This window comes from Paracoccus sp. pheM1 (assembly GCF_018499825.1).
GTDB lineage: Bacteria > Pseudomonadota > Alphaproteobacteria > Rhodobacterales > Rhodobacteraceae > Paracoccus > Paracoccus versutus.
This window is the reverse complement of record NZ_JAGXCX010000003.1, coordinates 232,169-253,989: the sequence shown is the minus strand read 5'-3', so window position 1 is coordinate 253,989 and position 21,821 is coordinate 232,169. Positions and strand designations below refer to the sequence as shown.

Sequence of the window (21,821 nt, the reverse complement as noted above, 5' to 3'; positions counted from 1 at the left end):
CCTGTCTTTCCTTTCAGGTGACGGGCGCGGGGGGCATGGGCGGCGGAAAGGTCACGATCGCGGACAGGGCCTGGGCATGCAGCGCCGCCGCGATCCGGTCGGCGCGCGAGGATTGCGCGGCGCCGGTGTCGGACAGGGCCGCGGTGATCGCCGCCCCAGCCGCCGCGGTCGCGACGGGCGGCGCGGCCACGCCGGGGCCAAAGGACTGGCCGGCGACATAGGCCATGAAGGACAGCGCGATCCCCTGTCCCGCCGCCCCAGCCGAGCCGGCTTGCAGCACGGGCACCAGCTGCGCCTGCAACTGGCCCTTGCGCGCCGCCGCCGTCGCGCAGGGAATGCCCGCCGCCATCGCCATGCCGAACCAGTCGGCGACGGCCCCCGCCAGGGCCTGCGCCGAGGCCGAGGCGTCGTCCTTGAAATCGCCGTTCTCGTCGCGCGGCAACCATTGCGACTGAAGCGATTGCGAAAGGGCGGCGGGGACAAGCGGCATGGTCTATTCCGTCTTCGAAACCTGGCTGAGATGGCTGGAGCCCATCGGCTGGGCGGGCGGCCCCGAGGGGCCGACGCCGGTCGGATGGGTATGGCTGTTGAAAAGCTGCATGAAGGCGTCGCCGAGGATCAGCGATTCCGAGGCATTGGCCCCCAGCTTGATCGTGTCGGCGGTGATGGTGATCTCTCCCTGCCCCGAGATGCGCAGCTCGGCGCCCGAGGCCTCGGCGATGACGACGACCTCGCCGTCGTCGTCCAGGCTGACGACATGGCCGGCCCTGGTGCGCAGGATGACCAGGCCGGGGGCGGCGGGGCCGTCGGGCCCCTCGGGCGCCTCGGTGCCGGTGTCGGTTCCCAGGTCGTCCTGCCCGCCGCTGCTTTCCGGCGCGCCCCAGAAGGTGCCGGCCCAGATCGGGCGCATCGGGTCGCCGGCCTCGAACTCGATCCAGACGGTGTCGCCGACCTCGGGCAGGGCGAAGAAGCCGCGGTTGTGGCCGCCGCCCCAGGGCAGGCAGGGCAGCGCCCAGCCGGTTTCCTGGTCCTCGCCCAGGACTTCGGGGACGCGGGCGCGGATGCGGGCGATCTTCTTGGGGTCGTCGCGGTCGGTGACGATGCCGGCATATTTGCCGTAGAAGGCCGGCCGCCCGGCCTCGCCCACCAGCGCGGCCAGCGCGCGCAGCAGGTCCGAGGACAACCCGTCCGTCGCCAGCATCCGCCCGAAATCCGCCCTTGGTCCGTTGCCGCTCATGCCGGGGGCTCCTCTTCCGCCGATTGCCCGAAACCTTCGCCGCCGCGCCGTCCCAGGGCGTTCGACAGCGCCGAGAAGCGCTGGACCAGCATGCCCTCGGCCATCTCGGTCGTGACCTCGCGGATATACCAGGTGCCGCTGAGCCGGTTGCCGACGCCCTTGATCAGCGCGGTGCGATGCGCCCGCAGCAGGCCGCGATAGCGCGCGGGGTCGAGCTGGCCCCTTGCCTCGATCGCCAGGTGGTCCCGGACCCCGCGCCCCCGCGCATGGGCGCCCATCGCCGCGTCGCGGGGCAGCGCGCCGCGCAGGAAACGGACCGAGCCGGTCGCCCCGGCGCGGGCCAGCCCTTCGGCGGCCTCGGCGGCGAAAAGCGCCTGCCCCAGCAGCTCGTCCTGCGCCTCGCCGTCGGCCCGGACCATGCGCTTGGCCACCGCGTCGATGCCGTGGGCCAGGCGCTTTTCCGGGCGCTCCAGGCTGGCGGCGAAGTCGATCCAGTCCAGGTTGGCATTCTCGCGCAGGATGGTCAGGTCGGCCTGCGGCTGGCCCCCCAGGTCGCGCGGATGGAAATGGCAGGTCGGCTGGCCCGAGGCGGGATCGGGTTCCAGATAGGTGACGAAGCCGTTGCGCGCCGCCAGATGGCGCAGGAACGACCAGTCGTCGGCGCGCTGGATCAGCAGCATGTCGTCGGCGGCCAGCTTGGCGTCGGTGTCCTGCGCCTCGACCTGCAGCCCGTAGCGGCCGGCGATCTCGCGCGCGGCATCGGAATCGCCGGCGTCGGGATAGCTGGCCACGCGTTCCTCCGCGGCCATCAGCATGGCGGCGTCGGCGGCCAGAACCTCCAGCCAGGAATTGGCCTCGGGTTCCTCGAAATGCGGGCGCAGATGCGACAGGTAGCCGGCAAACATCACCTGGTCCGCCCCGCCAGGCGCGGCCAGGGTCAGGCGGATCTCGGCGCCCGGCTCGAAGGGGCCGTCGTCCAGCACGTCATAGGTGCCGTCCGCCCCCTGCCGCAACCCGATCCGCAACGCCAGGCGCGCGGGCTGGTCGTCCGCCTCGGTCAGTTCCAGCGCGCTGACCCGGCCAAGCAGCGCCCCCGGAAGCCGGGTTCCGTCGATCTCGATGGAAAAGCGCGGCGTGGCCATGGCGTCCTCACTTGTCCGGGGGGATCTGCACGGGCGTGCCCGGCACCACCGCGTCGAAGGGATCGAGCGCGGGCGAGGCGTCGGCGATGCGCCACAGCTTCAGCGGATCGCGGTAATAGCGGGTCGCCAGCGTATCCAGCCGGTCGGTGTCGGTGGCCACGGCGGCAAAGATCGCCGCGCGGGCGGGGCGCGGGGTCAGGCCGATCAGCTCGACCTGCGAGCCGTCCGCCCGCACCCAGGCCACCCGGCCGGATTTCGCGTAACGGCTTTTCTTGTCGACGGCCATCGCTGGTTTCCCCTATTGCGGCAGGTTGATGCTGGTGCCCTGGTCGGCGGTCGTATCGAGATAGAGCCGCGCCATCTTGCGGCGGTTCGCGGCGGTGAAGTTCAGCGAGGACTGGACGCGGGTGTTGTCGCGGGCCTCGGCCTCGCCCAGCACCTCCAGCCCGACCTCGATCTCGGCGCGGACGGGATAGAGCTTGCCGTTGAAGAAGGTCTCGGCGATCGCCATGCCGGTGATCTTGACCGGCACCACGCGCCTTTCGCCCCAGATGAACAGCACGATCGGGCGGCGGCCGCGGGCGCGCACCGGCTCGCTGCCGTCGGAAGGCGCCTCGGTCTCGCTTTCGACGGGATAGAGCAGTTCCTCGAGCGCCGAGATTTCCGGCAGCACGCCGAATTCCACCGGCAGCGAGGAATGCGCCTCGACCCGGTCGGCCAGGTCGAAGCGCAGCACCACCGAGAAGCTTTCCTTGAGCGCGCCGGACGAGGCGTCGGCCCCCTGTTCCCCGCTGCTGCCCCCCGAGCCCTGGGCGCCGGGCTCTGCCCCGCCCTCGGCCCCCTGCGCCTGTTCCAGCTGCAGCTGGCGGGTCAGCGATTCCGGGTTGAAGCGGAAGGGGATGAAGCTGGCCATGACGGCGGTGTCGTCGGGATTGTAGACGGCGAAGGCGCCCTGGGTGAAATTGATCGCGTCGCTCATCTTGCGGCCTCCCATGCGGCGCGGATGGCGATCTCCAGCCTGCGGGCCAGCGCGGCCTCGGCGCCGGGGGCCAGCAGGTCGCGGACCTCGGCCAGCTCCAGCCGCAGGTCGCCCAGGGCCCCGGCGCCCGCCGCCAGCCCGGCAAGGCTGCGCGCGGCCTGGGCCAGGGCGCGTTCGATCACCGCGCGCAGGCGGGCGGCGTCCTGGGCCGAGGCGCTTTCGACGCTGATTTCGCCGATGTCGATGACCAGGTCCGCCGCGGTGTTCATTGCGCCTCCTCCAGCCAGCGGGCCAGGGGGCCCAGGTCGTCGGCCCCCCTTGGCAGCCCGGATTTCTCCAGCTCGCGCAGGACGGCGCGGGCAAGGTGGCGCGGGGCCAGCCGGACATTTTCGGCGGCCGCCAGATGGGCCGCGGCGACGGCGGCGTTGCGGATATTGCCGCCGGCAAAGCGGAACCGCTCGGCCAGCATGGCGATGTCCAGCCCGTCCTCGCACCAGTCGGGCCGCGGCAGGTTGCGGCGCCACAGCTGTTCGCGCTCGGCCTTTTGCGGCATGGGAAAGTCGATGACGAACTGCATCCGCCGGGTAAAGGCGGGGTCCAGGTTCGCGCGCAGGTTCGTCGCCAGCACGACGATGCCGCCGAAGGTTTCCAGCCTTTGCAGCAGGAAGCCCACCTCGATATTGGCATAGCGGTCATGGGCGTCCTTGACCTCGGAGCGCTTGCCGAAAACCGCGTCCGCCTCGTCGAAGAACAGGATGCCGTGGCCGGCCTCGGCATCGTCGAAGATGCGCGAGAGGTTCTTTTCCGTCTCGCCGATGTATTTCGAGACGACCTGCGACAGGTCGGTGCGATAGAGGTTCAGCCCAAGCGCATTGGCAAGGCAGCGCGCGGCAAAGGTCTTGCCGCCGCCCGGCGGGCCGGAAAACAGCAGCGCCAGCCCCTGCGATTCCCCCGCGTCCACGGGCACGCCCATCTCGGTCCAGACCCGCCGCTGCGCCTCGCGCCAGGCGATGGCATCGGCCAGGCGGCTGCGGATCTCGCTGCCGGCGACTAGGTCGTCCAGCGTCACGTCCGAGCGGATATTGGTGACGAAGGGGCCCATGCGGCGCGCGCCCGCCGCGCAGATCGCCGCCGCGAAGCCCGCAGGATCGGGCCGGTCGCCGGGCGCATCCCCGGCAAGGCTGGCCAGGATCTCGGCCTCGTGCCGCGCGGCGAGCAACTCGGCCAGCGTCAGCTGGAAGCGGGGGGCGAGCCTGTCGGCGATGGCCGCGTCGATGCCGGCGGCGTCCCATGCCGCGCGCGCCTCGGCCGGGGTAAAGGGCGGGGCATCGATGGCGCGCAGCCGCCCGGCGTCGAAACGGTCGGGGGCCAGCAGGACCAGCGCGCTCGCGCCTTGCCGCGGGGGGATGCGCGGCGGCGCCTCCAGCGCGAACAGGTCGACGACCAGCGGCGGGGCGTCGTCATCGGGCAGGGGCAGCGGCTCGCCGGGGCGCAGCGCGACCAGATCGAAGCCCCGCGCCGGCAGCAATGCGGCAAGGTCCGCGGCCAGTTGCAGCGCCATGCGCCGCGAGGGGCTGCGCAGCCACAGCACGCCGTCGGCGGCGAGGATGCGGGCCGCGGCGCGGGCAGGGCGCAGCATCACCGGGCGGTGGGTGGCCGGGACGAAATCGCCCTGCATGCGGGGCTGGCCGCGGAAGCTGCGGGCCAGCCCTTCGGGCGTCAGGCGCAGGCCCCATTGCGCCGAGGGCAGGCAGGCGCCCGGCGGCTGGGCCAGTTCCAGCCGGGGGTTGTCCTGGGGCGCGACCAGCGCCGCGGCCAGCGCCGCGTCATGGTCGAGGCCCAGCCCGGCCACCGCGATCCGGGCAAAGACCGCGGGCGTCGGCAGGTGCAGGCCGGCATTGTCGGCAAGGATGGAAAAGGCGGCGGCGGCGTCCGGGAAGCGTTCCGCCGCGACGGCGGCCGCCTCGATCCAGGCGGCGGGCGACAGCGGCAGCTCGGCGGCGCGCAGGGCCAGCGGCCGCCAGTCCTCCGCATGGTCGGGCCAGCCCGCGCGCGGGTCGTATCCCGTCTCGGCATCGCGAAGGTGATGGGCGACGGCCAGCAGCGCCGCCTCGCGCATCCAGTCCGCGGGCCTGCCGCCTGCCGCGCCGATCCCCATCGCGGTCATGGCGTCACCTCGACCGGAACGGCGGGGGTGAAGCGGTTCGGGCCCATGCGCAGCGCCGCCAGCATGGGAATGGCGCGCAGCCCCGCCGCGTCCAGCGCGGCGCGGGCCACCACCACCTGCGCGGGCGTCGCCGACGTGGGCGCAAGCTCGATCACCTCGAGCGGCGACAAGATGCCGCGCGCGGGCCACAAAAACACCTGCGCGGCCCCGGCAAGGTCGCTGCCGGTCAGCACCAGGTCCGCGCCGGGCGCCAGCGCCGCCGCGGGGGCATCCAGCGCGGGCCGGCCGGTGGTGACGGACAGGGCGTGCCGCTCCGATCCGCCCTCGGGCGCGACCAGCACGATGTCCAGCGTGCCCGGATCGGCCCCCGGCGGGCAGGTGACGAAGATGCGGCCCAGGGCGTCGGGCCGGGCGATCTGGCCGGGGCCGAGCGGCGGGTCGGCCAGGGCGAAGCTGTGCGGGCCAAGGTGCAGCTCGGTCGCATTCGCCGCCTCGGCCGTTTCGATGCGCAGGCGGCGGCCCGCGCCCAGCGGGTTCGGCAGCGCGCCGATGATCGCGGGCCGGGTGATCGGCCGCGGACCGGCCAGCCGCACGCCCCCCGGCGCGACGATGTCGGGGGCGGGCAAGGGCAGGTTCAGCCGTTCCAGCTGCACCGGCCCCAGCTCGACCAGCGCCCAGGGCCGGTGGCGCATCTGCAGGGGCGTGAAGATCTTTTCCATCAGGTCCGCCGCGACCGGGACCAGGGTCGCCGTCATCCGCCCCTCGCCCTGCACCGGGTCGATGTCGGCCGAGGCGGGGATCGGCAGTTCGATGACGGGATCGGTCTCGATGGCCTGAAGCGCCTGGCCAAGCCGGTTGATCGCCTGCACCGGCTCGCCGGCGGGCGAGGTGCCATAGGCGGTGATGACGAAGAAGGCCGAAAGCGACAGCGGCGGCGGGCGGCGCTGGCCGTCGTCGCCGATGAACCATTCGTCGTTGCGATGCGTCGGCTGCGGCGTCACCCACAGCAGCGATACGCGGATCGCCTCGCCCTGCGCGGTCGGGTTCTCGATCGGCGGGCCGGCGGCGATGTCGGGCAGCAGCGGCGCGATCCCCGCCTTCAGATGGGCGGCAAGGGCGCGGCCGGCATCGTGCAGGTTGACGAAGCGCGCCATCTCAGCCTCCGTCCGGGCGGGGGATGGAATGGCCGCGCGGCGCGCGCCGGGACGGCTTGGCGAGCAGGGTCTTGCGCGCGGCCGCGGGCCGTTCGGCGGGGTTGCGCGTGACGATGGTCAGCGCGCCGATGCGGATGCGGACCTGCGGGGCCGCCTGCGGCGGTGCGGCGGGAAGCGGCGCCTGCGGCTGGCGCGCGGGGCGCAGGGCGGGGCCGGCAGGCGTCGCGCGCAGCTTTTCGGGCGCGGAGGGCGCGGGCTGCGGTCGCGGTTGCGCCGGGGGCTCGGCGGGCTTGGCCGGGGCGGCGCGGGGCGCCACGCCGGCTGCCGGCTGCGGCGCGGCAGGCTTCGGGGCCGGTTTCCGCGCCAGGATCTGGGGCGCGGGCCGGGCCGGTGCGGGCGGGTCAGGTGCGCGCAGTTGCAGCCGTTCGGCCGTCGCGGCCAGGCGCTCGGGGTCGGTGGGCAGGCTTCGCGCTTTCGCCGGGGCCGGGGCGGCGGGTTGCGGCTGCTGCGTCCTTGGCGGGGCGAGGTGGCGAAAGCCCTTCAGGACCACCCGCGCGGTGACGGGGGCCGGCGGGTTGCCGGGCCGGGGCGCAGGCGGCGGGGCCGGCTCGGGCCGCTGGGCCTTGGGCGGCGCGGCCTGGGACTTGGCTGCGGGCTTGCGCAGTCGCGGTCGCGGGGCAGGCTCGGGCCGGGCGGTGGCCAGGGGCGGCCTTGCCGGTGTCGCGACCCTTTGCGGCGCGGGCTTCCGGTCGGGCGGCGGCGGTGCTGCTGACTTGTCCTTTGCCGTCCTGGGCCGCGGCGCGGCGGGCTTGGGCTGCGATGCCGGCCGGGGCTGGGGCGGCGGGGGCGCAGGCGCGCGCGGCGGCGAGGGGGGCGCTGCCGGGGGCAGGGGCGCGGCCTGCTCCATCACAGGGATCCCCGCGGATTCGGGCGCCGGTTGCGGCCCGGTGGCGGGGCGCAGCCGGGGCTGGGGATCGCCCGCACCGGCGAGGGGACCGACCAGCGATGTCAGCCTGGGCGCGCGCATCACGGCTCCTCCGCCAGCGTCCGCGCGGCAAGGATGCGGCGCAGATAGTCCTGCCGGCGCGAAGCGGGCAGGGCGAGGATCTCGGTCTCGGACCAGTGATAGCTCATCGCGATCAGGTGGATCTCGTCCAGCAGCGTTGCCGCGCGGCTGCGCAACTCGGTGTCGAGGAACTCGGCCACATCCAGCGGCAGGACCAGCGCCGTGCCGCAATCCGTGCAGGCGGTGCCGATTTCCAGCCCCAGCCCGGCGACCGCGCTTTCCAGCGCGGCGATGACGGTTTCGCGGTCGGGACCGGCCAGCCGCGCCTCGGCCTGGGCGGGCTCCATCCCCGCCGCCAGCGAAAGCAGCGCGGCCAGCGCCGCCTCTCCGCGAAGCCCCCGCCGTTCCAGCGCGATGAGATCTCCAAGCCGCAGGAGCCTCAGCGGCACGCCGTCCAGCGGCAGCGGCGCCGCGGGTTCGCGGGGCAGGTCGTCCAGGGAAAAGGCCAGCGCATTGCCGGCGCCGCAGCCGGTGCAATCGGTCTCGGATTCGATGTGCGGGCCGATCAGGGCGCGGCGCAGGGCCAGCAGCGCCTCTTCCCAATCGGGCAGGGTCAGGGCGGACAGCGCCTCGATCCCGCGGCCCCCGACCGCGGCGGCCAGCGCGGCCAGCCGCCCGTGGGGCCCGCCCGCGGGGGCGTGGAAGGCGATTTCATCCTGTCCCGTCAAAGCGCGCACGGCTTGCTCCTTTCCCGGCGGTCCAGTCTTCCGGTGATCCGGTGATCCGGTGATCCGGTGATCCGGTGGCCGGTCAGGTTTCGGCAGGCTCGGTCACGGCCTCGTCGAGGACGAAGTTCTCGTATTCGACCTTCAGCGTCTGGATGGCGACGGCGTTGGCGTTGGCGTCCATTTCCGGCAGGGCCTGGAATTCGCTGGCCCAGGCCCGCATCAGGTTGAAGGCCATGACCGGGGCGCCCTGCATGTTCAGCACCTCGACCCGGACGGATTTGCGATAGTTGACCAGGCTGTTGGCCGCCTCGCCCTGCGGGTTGTTGACCTGGTTGGCCCATTCCAGGAACTGCCGGTCATGGGTCAGGCCGGATTCGAATGTCACCGGCTCGAACTTGGTGCGGCCGGGCATCTTGCGCACGATGCCGGCATCGGCGGCGACGCGCCATTCGATCGCCTCGGTCGTCTTCTTGATCGCCGACATCTTGGACAGGGCGGCGACGACGCGCCCGTCCCATGTCACCCGGAAGCGGAAGTTCTTGTAGGGGTCGATGCGATGGGCGTTCACGTTGAACATCGGCATGGGCTGCCTCCTTTTCGATCAGCCCGCGCCTAGCGGCGGGTCATCTGGCTGAGTGTTACGATGACGAATTCGGCCGGGCGCAGCGGCGCGAAGCCGACCTGGACATTGACCACCCCCGCCGCCTGGTCGTCCGGCGTGGTGGTGTCGCTGTCGCATTTGACGAAATATGCCTCGCGGCTGGTCGCCCCGGCAAAGGCGCCGTTGCGGAACTGGGCCTCCATGAAGGCGCCGATGGTGGCGCGCAGCGCGGCCCAGAGCCGTTCGTCATTGCCCTCGAACACGGCCCATTGGATGCCGTTGAAGATCGACCTGCGCAGGAACATCGCGGTGCGGCGGACGTTGATATAGCGCCATTCCGTGGTCGGCCGCCCGGTGCGCGCGCCCCAGACCACGCGGCCCGCGCCCGGCACCGTGCGCAGCGCATTCAGCCCGTGCGGGTTCATGCGGTCCTGGTCGCGGTCCAGCACCTGGAAATCCAGGCCCACCGTGCCCGACAGTGCGGCTTCCAGCCCCGCCGCCACCTTCCAGACGCCGCGCCGCCCGTCGGTGCGCCCGTAAAGCCCGGCGACATGGCCGGCCGCCGGGATCGCCCGCACCGGATCGCGGCCAAGGCCCGCGGGATCGGGGACCACGATCCGCGGCCAGTAGAGCGCGCGGAAATCCGAGCCGGTGATGCCGTTGCGCGCCTGGTCCACCGCATTGCCCACGGGATCCTCGGCCGCGGTCGAGCGTGGCGCATCGGCCACCAGGAACAGGTCGCGCTGCGGGCGCGCCTCGACATAGGCCAGCACGGCGTTGACGAAGCCGGCATGCTGCGCATTGGTCGTCGCGCTCAGCAGCCCGTCCGAGGCGCAGACGATCAGCGCCGCATCGTCGATCCCGTCCAGCGCGGTCAGCGCCGCGCCGTAGCCGGCCGCGGGGAAGGTGGCGTTGCCGCCGGTGCCCCCGGCCAGCGCCGTGCCCGGCGTGGCCCCGGTCAGCGCCCCCTGGTTGCGCGGGCGGAAGGCGATGGGCGGCTCGACATCGGCCCAGGCCAGGTAGGCCGAGCGGGCAAGCTGGTCCAGCATGTATTTCTCGTCCGCCGGATCGGGGGACAGGCCCTCGAACCGCTCGACCTCGGCAAAGTTCGCCTCTCCGACGGGGCGGTAGAAGACGACGAGGTTGAAGCGGGCGGGGTCGGCATCGGTGCTGTCGGCGATGGCCACGCGCAGTGCGTTGCCCCAGGCCCCCGCGCCCCGCGCCCGCAGGGTCGAGCCGGCCGTCGTGCCGCCCGCGCCCAGCAGGATGCCCTCGGGGCCGGCGGGCATGTTGACGGGCCGGATGGCCGGGCCGGCCCAGCGGATGTCGGGGTCCGCGGCCAGTCGGGTGATGACGTTGTTGGGGTCGCCGTCGGCGGTCGTCAGGTTGGTCAGCGTCGGGTTGGGCGCGCGGTTGGCGAAACTCGCGCCGTTGTTGGTCGATACGCGGACCGTCAGGTTGAAATGCGTCGCATCCCCGTCGGCCGCATTGGCGATGACGACTTGGATCTGCTCATCCGCGGCGGGCGCGCGCGCCTGCACGATCCGCGCCGTCGCCCCGCCCGCATCGCTGACGGTGATCGCGCGTTCGGCATCGACGGGCAGGCTGGCCACGGTCGCCGGCGCATTGCCGATGCCGGCGGCCAGGCGCAGGACATAGGCGCGGGGACCGCCGTTCTCGAAAAAGCCCTTGATCGCATAGGGCAGCAACAGCCGCGCCGTGCCCGCGTCGCCTTCGTTGCGGAAATAGCCGCCGAAGATGCGCTGGAACTGGATCTCGGACGAGATCGGCGTCGGGCCGGTCGGGCCGCGTTCGGTTTCGCCGACAAGGATGGTGACGGCGGTCGGCGCGGCCTCGATCGCGCGCGCGCCGCCGGGCGCCTCGCGAACATAGACCCCCGGCGTGAGAGGCGTAGTCATGATGCATGATCCTTGCTGCTTGTCGGCAGCGGTCCGGGGACAGAATATTCAGAAGCGGAGACTGTCTCTCCACCTGTCCGCGCCGTTCCCGACCCAGAGAAATTCGATTGTCCGGCCTTGCTTTCCGACCCAGGGGTCGGGCGCCTGAAAAGCAGTCCTTCCGGCCGGCGCTTGCGCGGAAGCGTGATCGGCGGTCTTCCGGTGTCCCGGAGCGGCCGAAGCACTTCATATCCTGTCGTTTTCGGGGCAAGGGCCCCAGAATGACGGCCCCAATGGCAGAGGGTGTCGTTCCCCGTCCATTATCACATTTACGATAGCTCACGGCCCGATTCTGTCAAGCCCCGGCGTGGGTTTGGCAGGGAGGTTGGCAGGGGCAAGAGGGGCCGATCGCCATCGCGATCCGCCAATCCCGCCGGTGCGCGCAGAAGGGGCGCGCGCATCCCGGCAGGAACATTTCCCGATGCCCTTCGTTGTCCGGGATCAACAGGAGGCGAGCATGACCGACCATGACGATCACGTGGAGAAATTCTGGAGCCGGCTCGGGGGCATCAACTCCGGCATGCTGGGCCTGACCGAGGACGCGCGGCTTGTGCCCATGTCGCATTATGCCGACGCGGAGGCCGGCAGGCTTTGGTTCATCACCGCCAAGGGAACCGACCTGGCCCGGTCCCTGGCCGCCGGCGGCAAGGATGCGGTGCATGTGGTCGCCGACGAGGGGAAGGGGCTCTTCGCCCGCATCCACGGCGCGCTGTCCCTGTCCGACGACCGCGCCAAGCTTGACGAGCTGTGGAACGCCGTGGCTTCGAGCTGGTTCGAGGACGGCAAGCAGGACGAGGATGTCCAGCTTCTGCGCTTCGACCTTGCCGATGCCGAGGTCTGGGTGACGGGGGGCAGCCTGTCCTTTCTCTACCAGATGGCCAAGGCCAAGATCACCGGCGACAAGCCGGACATGGGAGAGCATTTCAGCCTCGGCTTCTGATCCTTGCCGTGGCCGCGGGCCGCCTTGTCGCAAGGATCAGCAGGCCGAAGACATCATAGACCAGCACGGCGATGCAGCCGGTCAGCACCCCGCCCTGGATGACGAAGGCCGGGTTGTTCGAGGTCAGCCCGGCGATGATCACCTCGCCCAGGCTGCGCGCGGCCACGGTCGAGCCGATGGTCGCCGTGGACAGCGCGATGACGACCGAGATGCGGATGCCCTCCAGGATCAGCGGCAGGGCCAGCGGCATCTCGACCTGCACCAGCATCTGGCGCGGGGTCATGCCGACCGCCCTGGCGGACAGCAGGACCGAGCCGGGCACCCCCCGCAGCCCCGCCAGCGCGTTCTCGAAGATCGGCAGCAGGCCATAGAGAAACAGGGCCAGGACCGTCGGCCGGGTGCCGAAGCCCAAGAGCGGCACCGACAGCGCCAGCACGGCGACCGGCGGGAAGGTCTGGCCGATATTGGCGAGCATCCGGGCGGTGGGCAGGAACTCGGCCCCGGCGGGGCGGGTGACGAGGATGGCCAGCGCCAGCGCGATGAGGGTCGAGGGCACCATCGCCAGCATCACCAGCATCAGATGCGATGCGGTCAGCCCGGCCAGCGTGGCGCGGTCGTAGATGACCGGCCCGCCGGCGGGCGCAAAGGGGCGCAGGACGGGCTCGAACAGGGCGGGGAACAGGACCAGCGCGCCCGTCATGCCGACCAGAACGATCCAGCGCAGCGCGATCATGCCGACGGGGCCTGTCGGCCCGCGGCCAGGATGTCGTCGCGCGTGACGATCCCCAGCCCTTGCCCCCGGCCGTCCACCACCGGCAGCCGGTCGCGGCCGGTCCAGATCATCTCGGCCAGGGCGTCCGAAAGCGAGGCGGCGGCATCGACCGGATCGCCCTGGGCCTGGCCCGCGCGCAGGAGCGTGCCGACCGGCTTCAGCGCCAGCAGGCGCAGCGCGCGGCCCGTCTCGCCCACCAGGTCGGCCACGAAGGGGGTGGCGGGGGCGCGGACGATGTCCTCGGGCGGGCCGAACTGCTCGAAGCGTCCGTCGCGCATCACGGCGATGGCGTCGCCCAGATACAGCGCCTCGTTCATGTCATGCGTGACCAGCACGACGGTGGTGCCCAGCTGGCGGCGGATCCGCGTCAGGTCGCGCTGCGCCTGCCGGCGGATCAGCGGGTCCAGCGCGCCGAAGGGCTCGTCCATCAGCAGCACCTCGGGCCGGGCGGCCAGCGCGCGTGCGACGCCGATCCGCTGCGCCTGCCCGCCGGACAGCTGATGCGGATAGCGGGGGCCGATCTCGGCCGGGTCCAGTTGCAGCATGTGCAGCAATTCCTGGGTGCGGGCCTTGATCCGCGACCTGGGCCATCCCAGCAGGGTGGGGACGACGCCGATATTGCGCGCCGCGGTCCAGTGCGGGAACAGCCCGTAGCCCTGGATGACGTAGCCGATGCCCTGGCGCAGCGACACCTCGGGGATGCGGGCGACGTCCTTGCCGTCGATCAAGACCCGGCCCGAGCTTGGCTCGACCAGGCGGTTGATCATACGCAGCAGCGTCGTCTTGCCCGAGCCCGAGCTGCCGACGATGGCGGTCAGCGTGCCGCGCGCAAAGCGGGCGGTGACGCCGTCCACGACGGGCCTGCCGCCGTAGGTCTTGGTCAGGGCCTCGATCTCGATCATGGCGGCTGCATCCTGAAGGAGGCGATCACCAGGTCCAGCACCGCCGAGGTCAGGAAGGCCAGCGCCACCGTCGGCAGCACGCCCAGCAGGATCAGGTCGGTCGCGGTCTGGCCGATGCCCTGGAAGATGAAGGTTCCATACCCGCCCGAGCCGATCAGCGCCCCCACCGTGGCCAGCCCGATATTCTGCACCAGCACGATCCGCGCGGCGGCAAGGATGACGGGCAGGGCCAGCGGCAGCTCGACCATCCGCAGCCGCTGGGCGCCGGTCATGCCCATGCCGGCCGCGGCCTCGGCCACCGCCGGCGGCACGGCATCGACCCCGGCCACGGTATTGGCGACGATGGGCAGCAGGGAATAGAGAAACAGCGCCACCAGCGCCGGCGCCATGCCGATGCCCCTGATCCCGGCCTCGGCCGCGGCGGGGACATGGGCGGCGATCCAGGCCAGCGGCACGATCAGCATCCCGAACAGCGCGATCGAGGGGATGGTCTGGATCAGCGTCAGCAGGTTCAGCACCGGGGCGCGCAGGGCCCTATGGCGCTGGACGGCCAGCCCTGCCGGCAGGCCCACGGCCAGCGCGGCCAGGAACGAGCCGAAGGCCAGGACCAGGTGATCCGCCGTGGCCTTGTGGAAGGCGGCGGCGCGCAGCCGGAACTCGGCCGCGACCGAAAGATCGGCCAGCGCGCCCGAGCCCAGAAGCGCCGCCACCGCCGCCAGGGTGGCGGCCAGCAGCGCGGCGCGGGGCGCGGGGCCGGGCTGCATGCGCGCAAAGGCGTCCACCAGCAGCAGCACCAGCACCCCGGCGGCCAGCCAGAAGCCCAGGCCGGGCGAGACCCGCGCCGCAGGGGCCGCCTGTTCCAGCAGGATGGCAGCGCCCCGTCCCAGCATAAGGATCAGCCCGGCCAGCGCCGCGGCCAGAAGCAGCATCCGCAGTCCCGGCCGGCGCAGCAGCAGCAGCGCGACCACGAGCAGCAGGGTGCCGGCGGCAAGCGCGGCGGCCGTGGGCGCCCCGAACGCCTCGGCCCAGCCAAGAGCCTGGGGCTGCGCGATCCGGTTGGGCCGCAGGCCGAATGCCGAAAGCGCCGGCGCCGCTAGCAGCGGCAGCGCCAGGACGGCCGACAGCCGGTCGATGCGCGGCCTGGGCATCCTCAGTCGAGCAGCCCGGCCTCGGTCAGGTAGGCCTGCGCCACCTCGGCGGCGGGCAGGCCCTCGACCTGGACCTGGCCGTTCAGCCTTTGCAGAACCTCCAGCTCCAGCCCGGCGAAGGCCGGTTCCAGAAGCTCGGCGATCTGCGGATATTCGGCCAGGATCTCGGCGCGGACGATGGGCGCGGGCTGGTAGACCGGCTGGACGTTCTTGTCGTCCTCGAGCACTGTCAGCCCGGAAAAGGCAAGGGCGCCGTCCGTGCCATAGACCATGGCCGCATTGGCCCCGCTGGTCCCGTTCGCCGCCGCCTGGATCGTGGCGGCGGTATCGCCGCCCGACAGCACCAGCAGCTGGTCCTGATCCAGCGTAAAGCCATAGGCCCGCTGGAAGGCGGGCAGCGCCGGGGCCGAGTTGACGAATTCGGCCGAGGCGACCAGCTTGACCTCGCCGCCGCCCGACACCCATTCCCCGAATTGCGAGAAGGTGCTGACCCCCGCCTGCTCGGCCACCTCCGAGCGCAGGGCGACGCCCCAGGTGTTGTTGGCGGGCGCGGGGGCCAGCCAGACGATGTCGTTGGCTTCTTCGTCCAGCTGCCTGGCCGCCTGGTAGCCGGCGGCGGCATCCTGCCAGATCGGCTCGTCGGCGCGATTGAAGAAGAAGGCGGCGTTGCCGGTATATTCGGGATAGATATCGATCTCGCCGGCCAGGATCGCCTCGCGCAGGATGGGGGTGCCGCCCAGCTGGATGCGGTCGCGGGTCGGGATGCCGGCGTGGTCCAGCAGCTGCAGGATGATCTGGCCCAGCACCCCGCCTTCGGTGTCGATCTTGGACGACACGACGACTTGCGCATGGGCGGTGCCAAGACCGGCGGCAAGGGCGATGATTGCCAGCGAGACAGGTTTCAGCATGTCGTTTCCTTTGCAGTGAGCGCGCAGCCGGTGCATGGATGCCGGCCCGCATCGGCCCGGTCGGCTTGTTCGGTTTCCCCGCTGCCAGGACGGGAAACCCGCAAGCCTTGGTTCCAGTTCCGTGCGCGCTGCGGGTTTGCCGCGAATGCCGCCCGCCTGCTGCAAGGGGCCTTGCCCCTGGCGGCCGTCAGGCCACGGCCTGCGCGCCGGTGATCTCGACCAGCGAGCCGCACATGAACGCCGCCTCGTCCGAGGCCAGGAAGGCGACCAGCGCGGCCACTTCCTCGGGCTTGCCGATGCGGCCGAAGGGCACCAGCCGGTCCAGGTCGGCGATGGTGCGGCCCGCGCGCCTGACCCCCGCCTCAAGCATGGGCGTGTGGATCTCGCCGGGGCAGACGGCGTTCACGCGGATCTTCTGGGGCGCATAGTCGCGGGCGAGGTTCTGGGTAAAGCTCGCCACCGCCGCCTTGGTCACGTTATAGGCGATGTGGTTCGGCGCCGGGTGCAGCCCCCATTGCGAGGCGGTGTTGACGATGGCGCCGCCGCCGGCCGCGATCATATGCGGCAGGGCGGCCTGGCACAGGTGGAACATCGCATCGACGTTGATGGCGAAGGACAGCCGCCAGTCCTCGGGCGTCAGCGCCAGCAGGTTGCCGCGCCGGTTGATGCCGGCATTGTTGCACAGCACGTCGATGGCGCCTTCGGTGGCGATGACGTTTTCGATGATCGCCCGGCAACCCTCGGGCTGCGAGATGTCGCTGGCCAGGGCCCGGCTGCCGGGGATGGCGGCGGCGGTCGCCTCGGCCCCTTCGGCGTTCACGTCGGTGATGACGACGCGGGCGCCCTCGGCGGCGAAGCGCCGCGCGATGGCCGAGCCGATGCCGCCCGCAGCGCCGGTGACGATGACGGTTTTGTCCTTGAAGCGCATGGTTTTACCTCAGATAGCTGCCGCCGTTTATATCCAGCACCGCGCCGTTCAGCGATGCCTGCGAGGGACGGAAGGCAAAGGCTGCGAGTTCGCCGATCTCCTCGGGCGCGGCCATCCGGCCGATGGGGATGCCGGCCAGCGCCGCTGCCTCGCCGTGCCGGGCGACATAGGCCTCGGCCATGTCGGTGCGCACCCAACCCGGCGCCAGCGCGACCGCGGTCACGCCCTCGTGGCCATGGCTTTGCGCGATGGATTTGGTCAGGTTGATCAAAGCGGCCTTGGAGGCGCCATAGGCCATGGCATTCGAGGCATAGCCGCGCTGGCCGGCGCGGCTGGCCATGTTGAGGATGCGCCCGCCGCCATTGTCGCGAAAGTGCGGGATCGCCAGCTTCGACAGGTCCACGGCCGACAGGAAGTTCACCCGCATCTCGCGCGCCCAGACCCGCTGCCATTCGTCCATCGGCGCATCGACCGCGACCTCGGAACGGATGCCGGCATTGTTGACCAGCCCAGTCAGCCGGCCTGCCGCCGCCACCACCCGATCCCAAAGCGCCTGCGGCGCGGCGGGGTCGGACAGGTCGGCCGGAAGGCACCAGCCCCGCCCGTCCAGCGCGGCCAGCAGCGCCTCGGCCGCGTCGCGGTTGCGGCCGTAATGGATGACGACCCGCGCGCCTTCGGCGACCAGCGCATGGCAGATCGCCCGGCCGATGGCGCCGGTCGCGCCGGTGACGAGGATGCATTGCCCGGAAAGCGTCATAGCTCACCCACCTGCGGGCCCCAGGTGTCCGACAGGGCAAAGCCCTGGGCAAAGGGATCCTGCGGGTCCAGCCGCAATTGCTGGCGGCCGAAGACATAGCCCTGCCCGGTGATGCGGGGCAGGATGGCGGGGCGGTTGCCGACGGTGGTCTCGCCCAGGATCTCGGCGGTGAAGGTGCCGCCGATGATGCTGCGCGACAGCCGCCTGTCGCCGGTCCTGGCCAGCCCGCGCGCATGCAGCACCGCCAGATTGGCCGACGAGCCGGTGCCGCAGGGCGAGCGGTCCACCCGGCCCGGCTTCAGCGTGGTGCAGGTAACGACCGAGCCGTCCGGCCGGTAGTCGCGGAACATCACATAGGCGATCTCGTCCAGACTGGGGATCTCGGGGTGCTGGACCGCGACCTGCTCGGCCAAGAGCGCCTTGATCTCGGTCCCGGCCTCGGCCAGGGCGCGGGCCGCCTCGGGGACGATGCGCAGGCCGACCTGGTCCACGTCGATCTGGGCATAAAAGACGCCGCCGAAGGCGATGTCGGCTCGGATCGTGCCCCATTGCGGGGTCGAGACCGGGGCGTCGAGCTGCTGGACGAAGGCCGGCACGTTGTCGAGGCTGACCGACAGGCAGCGCCCGTTCTCGCATCGCGCGCGGGCCAGGATCAGCCCGGCGGCGGTGTCGAGCCGGACCACGGTTTCCGGCTCGACCATCTTCACCCGCCCGGTTTCCAGCAGCGCCGTCACCACGCAGATGCAGTTCGAGCCCGACATGGGGTGCGCGCGATCCGGTTGCAGCACGATGAAGCCCGCATCGGCATCGGGCCGGGTCGGCGCCAGCAGCAGGTTGGTGGTATGGACCACCTGCGCGCGGGGCTCGCGCGTCAGGAACAGCCGCAGCGAAGGGTCCACATGATTGAGGTGGTTCATCTTGTCGAGGATGGTGGCGCCCGGAATCTCGGGCGCGCCGCCGACCAGCACGTTGCCGCTTTCGCCCTGGCAATGCACCAGCAGGATGTCGAGTGATTTCTCGAAGCTCATTTCAGATACCACCCCCAGGGTTCCTTGCTGACAAAGCTGGTGATCTGCTTGGTTTCCAGATAGTTATCCAGGCCCCAGCGGCCCAGTTCGCGGCCGATGCCGGATTGCTTGTAGCCGCCCCAGGGCGCCTCGGTGAAGGTGGGCTGGCTGCAGTTGATCCAGACGATGCCGGCGCGGAAGGCGCGGGCGACGCGCTCGCAGCGCGTCTCGTCGGCGGACATCACCGCGGCGGCCAGGCCGAAGCGCGAGTCGTTGGCCAGCCGGATCGCCTCGTCCTCGGTGTCGAAGGGGCGGATGCAGACGACGGGACCGAAGATCTCCTCGACCCAGGCGTCGCTGTCCGGCGCCGTGTCGGTCAGCACGGTGGGCGCGACCCAGAAACCCCTGTCGAAGCCGTCATGCCGGCCGCCACAGGCGACGGTGGCGCCTTGTTCGACGGCGCGGTCGATATGGCGCAGGACGTCCTCATACTGGCTCTTGTTGACCAGCGGGCCAAGCAGCGTGCCCTCGTCCAGGCCGTTGCCGATCCTGATCTTCTGCGCTTCCTCGACCAGCCGCTCCAGCAGGCGCGGGTAGAGCGGCGCCTCGACCAGCACGCGCGAGGTGGCCGAGCAGACCTGGCCCTGGTTCCAGAAGATGCCGAACATGATCCATTCGACCGCCTTTTCGATCTCGCTGTCGGCGAAGACGACAAAGGGCGACTTGCCGCCCAGCTCCAGGCTGATGCGCTTGATGTCGCGGGCGCCCGTCGCCATGATCCGCGAGCCGACCGGGCCCGAGCCGGTGAAGGCCACCTTGTCGACCTGCGGATGCTCGACCAGCGCCTGGCCCACGACCGAGCCCTTGCCGGACAGGATGTTCAGCACCCCCTTGGGCAGGCCGGCCGCCTCGGCGATGGCACCCAGTTCCAGCGCGGTGAGCGAGGTGGTCTCGGCCGGCTTCAGGATCATGGTGCAGCCCGCGGCCAGTGCCGGCGCGACCTTCCACGAGGCCATGAGCAGCGGATAGTTCCAGGGCACGATGGCGACCGCGACGCCCAGCGGCTCGCGCACCGCCCTTGCGGTGAAACGGTCGTCGGCCAGCGCGATCTCCTCGACCTCGCCGTCCAGTTCCTCGGCGAGATCGGCGTAGAAGTCGAAGCAGCCGGCCGCGTCCGACAGATCCCATTCGGATTCGGGCAGCGGCTTGCCGTTGTCGCGCGTCTCCATATGCGCCAGCTCCGGCAGCCGGTCGCGGATGCCCTGGGCGATGGCGCGCAGGTATTTCGCGCGCTCGGCGCCGGTCATGCGCGGCCAGGGGCCGTTGTCGAACGCCTCGCGCGCGGCGGCGACGGCGGCCTCGGCATCGGGGGCGGTGGCGGCGGGAATGTGGTGGAACACTTCCTCGGTCGCCGGGTCGATGACCGGCAGCGTCCCGCCCTCGGCCGGGGCCACCCATTCGCCGTTGATATAAAGTCTGGTCTGCATCTTGTTCCTCACATGTGCCGGGTCAGACCGCCATCGACCCGAAGGCTTTGGCCGGTGATGTAGCTTGAATCGTCGGTCAGCAGGAAAGCGGCGGCCTTGGCCTGTTCCTCGACCTTGCCGATGCGCTTGAGCGCCGTCAGATCGCCGAATTTCCCGACGTCCAGGCTGTCGGTGAAGCCGGGCAGCAGGCAGTTCATGCGGATGTTGTCCGGGCCGTAGCGGTCGGAATAAAGCTTGGTGAAGGACGACACCCCGGCGCGATAGACGCAGGAGGCCGGGAACCACAGCGAGGGCTCGAAGGCCGCATAGGTGGTGATGTTGACGATGGCGCCGCCGCCCTGCGCCTGCATGATCGGCGTCACCAGCCGCGCCATGCGGACGACCGACTTCACGATCATGTCGTTGGCGAGATCCCAGTTTTCATCCGTGATCTCAAGCAGATCGCCTTTCGGCGGATGGCCGGTGTGGTTCAGAACCGCGTCGATGCGGCCATGGGCCGACATCGCCAGCTCGACGATGCCCTTGAGGTCGTCGGCGCTTTGCGCGACCCCGCGCCGGGCCACGCCGCCCAGTTCCGCCGCCAGCGTCTCGCAGCTGTCCGAGGGCGACATCAGCGCCAGCCGGTAGCCGCGGGCATGCATCTCGCGCGCCACCGCGGCGCCCATGCCGCGGCCGCCGCCGGTGATCAGACAAACCTTCTGGGTCATGGGAACTCCCTTTCAGAAACGGTCGATGCGATAGGGGCGCATGTCGATGGGCGGGGGCGCCCCGGTGATCAGGTCGCCCATCAGCCGCGCATTGGTCGCGGCATAGGTCACGCCCAGGTGGCCGTGGCCGGTGGCGTAGAACACGCCCGGCACCCTGGCCGAGGCCGACATGACCGGCACGGTATCGGGGAAGGCCGGCCGGTGGCCCATCCATTCGGTGAAATCCTCGCAAGCCAGGTTCGGCAGAGCCTCGCGCGCGCGCTTCACGGTGATCTTGCTGCGCCGATAGTCGGGGGCTGCGTCCAGCCCCGCCATCTCGACCGTGCCGCCGACGCGGATGCCGCCCGCGGTGGGCGTGACCATGAAGGCGCGGGCGGGCCAGATGATCGAATGCCGCATGGCGATGCCGGGCGCCATGATCTGGGTGTGATAGCCGCGCTCGGTCTCCAGCGGCATCGGCTCGCCCAGCAGTTTCGACAGCCGCGCGCTATGGGCGCCGGCGCAGATCACCACCTCGGCGGCAGGGATGGTGCGGCCGTCCGCCAGCCGCACCGCGGTGACGCGGTCGCTGCGGTCGAAGCCCGCGACCTCGCCCCGCTCGATGCGCCCGCCCAGGGCGGCGAAGCGGTCGGCAAGGGCCACGACCAGCCGATACGGGTCGCGCAGGCTGCGGTTCTGCGGAAACAGCACGGCGATGCCGATGCTGTCCGACAGTTCCGGCTCCAGTTCGCGCGCCTCGGCGCCGGTCAGGCGTTGGTGCGGAAAGCCGAAGCGTTCGAGGATCCCGATATGCTCGCGGTCGGCGCGGAATTCGGCCTCGTCGCTGTAAAGCGACAGGCAGCCTTCCTCGGTCAGCTCGCCGGTCAGCCCGGTCTCGTGCAAAAGCGGCAAGAGGTCGTCATAGACGCGCAAGCACAGCGCCGCGCCCTGCGCCTCAAGGGCGCGCAGCTTCGAGGGGCGCGAGGCGGCGACGAAGCGGGCGAACCAGGGCACCAGCCTGGGCATGTAGGAGGGGCGGATGCGGACCGGACCTTCGGGGTCCAGCATCCAGCCGGGGATCTGCCGCCAGACCGAGGGGCGCGACGCGGGCATGAATTCCGTCACCGCGATCGAGGCCATGTTGCCATAGGAGGCGCCGCGCCCGACCTCGCCCTTGTCCAGCAGGACGACCTGCCGGCCGCGCTTTTGCAGCTCATAGGCCAGGCTGGTCCCGATGATGCCGGCGCCGACAACCACGGTGGTCATGCTGTGTCCCTCTCCCTTGATCTCGTGGCGGCCGGGCGGTGCTCGTCG

23 protein-coding genes are annotated in these 21,821 nt (G+C 71.4%); 1 reads left to right on the top strand and 22 read right to left on the bottom strand.

Going from position 1 to position 21,821, the window contains the following annotated elements; all coding sequences use genetic code 11:
* Positions 1-13 precede the first annotated feature (13 nt).
* The 12 genes from KF941_RS24040 to KF941_RS23985 all read right to left on the bottom strand — a co-directional run bounded on the left by KF941_RS24040 (position 14) and on the right by KF941_RS23985 (position 10,933).
* Positions 14-490 (bottom strand): hypothetical protein, encoded by a 477-nt coding sequence (locus KF941_RS24040; RefSeq protein WP_072461274.1) that lies wholly within the window; start codon positions 488-490, stop codon positions 14-16.
* A gap of 3 nt (positions 491-493) precedes the next feature.
* Complete coding sequence (locus KF941_RS24035) at positions 494-1,237, bottom strand: phage baseplate assembly protein V (RefSeq protein WP_214274781.1); 744 nt, start codon at positions 1,235-1,237, stop codon at positions 494-496.
* On the bottom strand, positions 1,234-2,379 hold the full coding sequence (locus KF941_RS24030) for a hypothetical protein (RefSeq protein ID WP_214274780.1): 1,146 nt from the start codon (positions 2,377-2,379) through the stop codon (positions 1,234-1,236). Before KF941_RS24030 ends, KF941_RS24035 begins: the two co-directional genes overlap by 4 nt.
* A gap of 7 nt (positions 2,380-2,386) precedes the next feature.
* Entirely contained in the window at positions 2,387-2,665 is a 279-nt protein-coding gene (locus KF941_RS24025) for a hypothetical protein (protein ID WP_036760184.1), read from the bottom strand.
* Positions 2,666-2,677: 12 nt separating this feature from the next.
* Positions 2,678-3,358, bottom strand: a complete 681-nt coding sequence (locus KF941_RS24020) for a hypothetical protein (RefSeq protein ID WP_072461277.1) — start codon at positions 3,356-3,358, stop codon at positions 2,678-2,680.
* Complete coding sequence (locus tag KF941_RS24015; protein WP_072461278.1) at positions 3,355-3,627, bottom strand: hypothetical protein; 273 nt, start codon at positions 3,625-3,627, stop codon at positions 3,355-3,357. The genes KF941_RS24020 and KF941_RS24015 overlap by 4 nt, the downstream gene beginning before the upstream one ends.
* Positions 3,624-5,525: an AAA family ATPase gene (locus KF941_RS24010; RefSeq protein ID WP_214274779.1), complete on the bottom strand. Its 1,902-nt coding sequence runs from the start codon at positions 5,523-5,525 to the stop codon at positions 3,624-3,626. Before KF941_RS24010 ends, KF941_RS24015 begins: the two co-directional genes overlap by 4 nt.
* Positions 5,522-6,679, bottom strand: a complete 1,158-nt coding sequence (locus KF941_RS24005; protein WP_214274778.1) for a Pvc16 family protein — start codon at positions 6,677-6,679, stop codon at positions 5,522-5,524. The genes KF941_RS24010 and KF941_RS24005 overlap by 4 nt, the downstream gene beginning before the upstream one ends.
* 1 nt (position 6,680) lies before the next feature.
* On the bottom strand, positions 6,681-7,706 hold the full coding sequence (locus KF941_RS24000; RefSeq protein ID WP_214274777.1) for a hypothetical protein: 1,026 nt from the start codon (positions 7,704-7,706) through the stop codon (positions 6,681-6,683).
* Positions 7,706-8,422 carry a hypothetical protein gene (locus tag KF941_RS23995; protein WP_214274776.1) on the bottom strand — a complete coding sequence of 239 codons (717 nt, stop codon included), beginning with the start codon at positions 8,420-8,422 and terminating at the stop codon, positions 7,706-7,708. Before KF941_RS23995 ends, KF941_RS24000 begins: the two co-directional genes overlap by 1 nt.
* 73 nt (positions 8,423-8,495) lie before the next feature.
* Positions 8,496-8,996, bottom strand: coding sequence for a phage tail protein (locus KF941_RS23990; RefSeq protein WP_036757981.1), 501 nt, complete (start codon positions 8,994-8,996; stop codon positions 8,496-8,498).
* Between the two features lie 29 nt (positions 8,997-9,025).
* Positions 9,026-10,933 (bottom strand): phage tail sheath C-terminal domain-containing protein, encoded by a 1,908-nt coding sequence (locus KF941_RS23985; RefSeq protein ID WP_214274775.1) that lies wholly within the window; start codon positions 10,931-10,933, stop codon positions 9,026-9,028.
* Between the two features lie 496 nt (positions 10,934-11,429).
* Here KF941_RS23985 and KF941_RS23980 point away from each other — a divergent pair, with 496 nt between their 5' ends.
* A complete protein-coding gene (locus KF941_RS23980) occupies positions 11,430-11,912 on the top strand; it encodes a pyridoxamine 5'-phosphate oxidase family protein (RefSeq protein ID WP_072461338.1) in 483 nt (160 codons plus the stop codon).
* Here KF941_RS23980 and KF941_RS23975 read toward each other — a convergent pair.
* The 10 genes from KF941_RS23975 to KF941_RS23930 all read right to left on the bottom strand — a co-directional run bounded on the left by KF941_RS23975 (position 11,896) and on the right by KF941_RS23930 (position 21,773).
* Positions 11,896-12,645 carry an ABC transporter permease gene (locus KF941_RS23975; protein ID WP_214274774.1) on the bottom strand — a complete coding sequence of 250 codons (750 nt, stop codon included), beginning with the start codon at positions 12,643-12,645 and terminating at the stop codon, positions 11,896-11,898. The genes KF941_RS23980 and KF941_RS23975 overlap by 17 nt on opposite strands.
* A complete protein-coding gene (locus KF941_RS23970) occupies positions 12,642-13,586 on the bottom strand; it encodes an ABC transporter ATP-binding protein (RefSeq protein WP_214274773.1) in 945 nt (314 codons plus the stop codon). The genes KF941_RS23975 and KF941_RS23970 overlap by 4 nt, the downstream gene beginning before the upstream one ends.
* Positions 13,583-14,734, bottom strand: a complete 1,152-nt coding sequence (locus KF941_RS23965; RefSeq protein WP_214274772.1) for an ABC transporter permease — start codon at positions 14,732-14,734, stop codon at positions 13,583-13,585. Before KF941_RS23965 ends, KF941_RS23970 begins: the two co-directional genes overlap by 4 nt.
* Before the next feature lie 2 nt (positions 14,735-14,736).
* Entirely contained in the window at positions 14,737-15,642 is a 906-nt protein-coding gene (locus tag KF941_RS23960; RefSeq protein ID WP_214274771.1) for an ABC transporter substrate-binding protein, read from the bottom strand.
* Positions 15,643-15,829: 187 nt separating this feature from the next.
* Positions 15,830-16,570 (bottom strand): SDR family NAD(P)-dependent oxidoreductase, encoded by a 741-nt coding sequence (locus KF941_RS23955; protein ID WP_140847378.1) that lies wholly within the window; start codon positions 16,568-16,570, stop codon positions 15,830-15,832.
* 4 nt (positions 16,571-16,574) lie between these two features.
* Positions 16,575-17,327: an SDR family oxidoreductase gene (locus tag KF941_RS23950; protein ID WP_214274770.1), complete on the bottom strand. Its 753-nt coding sequence runs from the start codon at positions 17,325-17,327 to the stop codon at positions 16,575-16,577.
* Positions 17,324-18,355 (bottom strand): proline racemase family protein, encoded by a 1,032-nt coding sequence (locus tag KF941_RS23945; protein WP_214274769.1) that lies wholly within the window; start codon positions 18,353-18,355, stop codon positions 17,324-17,326. Before KF941_RS23945 ends, KF941_RS23950 begins: the two co-directional genes overlap by 4 nt.
* Positions 18,352-19,821, bottom strand: coding sequence for an aldehyde dehydrogenase family protein (locus KF941_RS23940; RefSeq protein ID WP_214274768.1), 1,470 nt, complete (start codon positions 19,819-19,821; stop codon positions 18,352-18,354). The genes KF941_RS23945 and KF941_RS23940 overlap by 4 nt, the downstream gene beginning before the upstream one ends.
* 8 nt (positions 19,822-19,829) lie before the next feature.
* Positions 19,830-20,528 carry an SDR family oxidoreductase gene (locus tag KF941_RS23935; RefSeq protein WP_072461293.1) on the bottom strand — a complete coding sequence of 233 codons (699 nt, stop codon included), beginning with the start codon at positions 20,526-20,528 and terminating at the stop codon, positions 19,830-19,832.
* 12 nt (positions 20,529-20,540) lie between these two features.
* On the bottom strand, positions 20,541-21,773 hold the full coding sequence (locus KF941_RS23930; protein ID WP_214274767.1) for an FAD-binding oxidoreductase: 1,233 nt from the start codon (positions 21,771-21,773) through the stop codon (positions 20,541-20,543).
* Between the last annotated feature and the right edge of the window lie 48 nt (positions 21,774-21,821).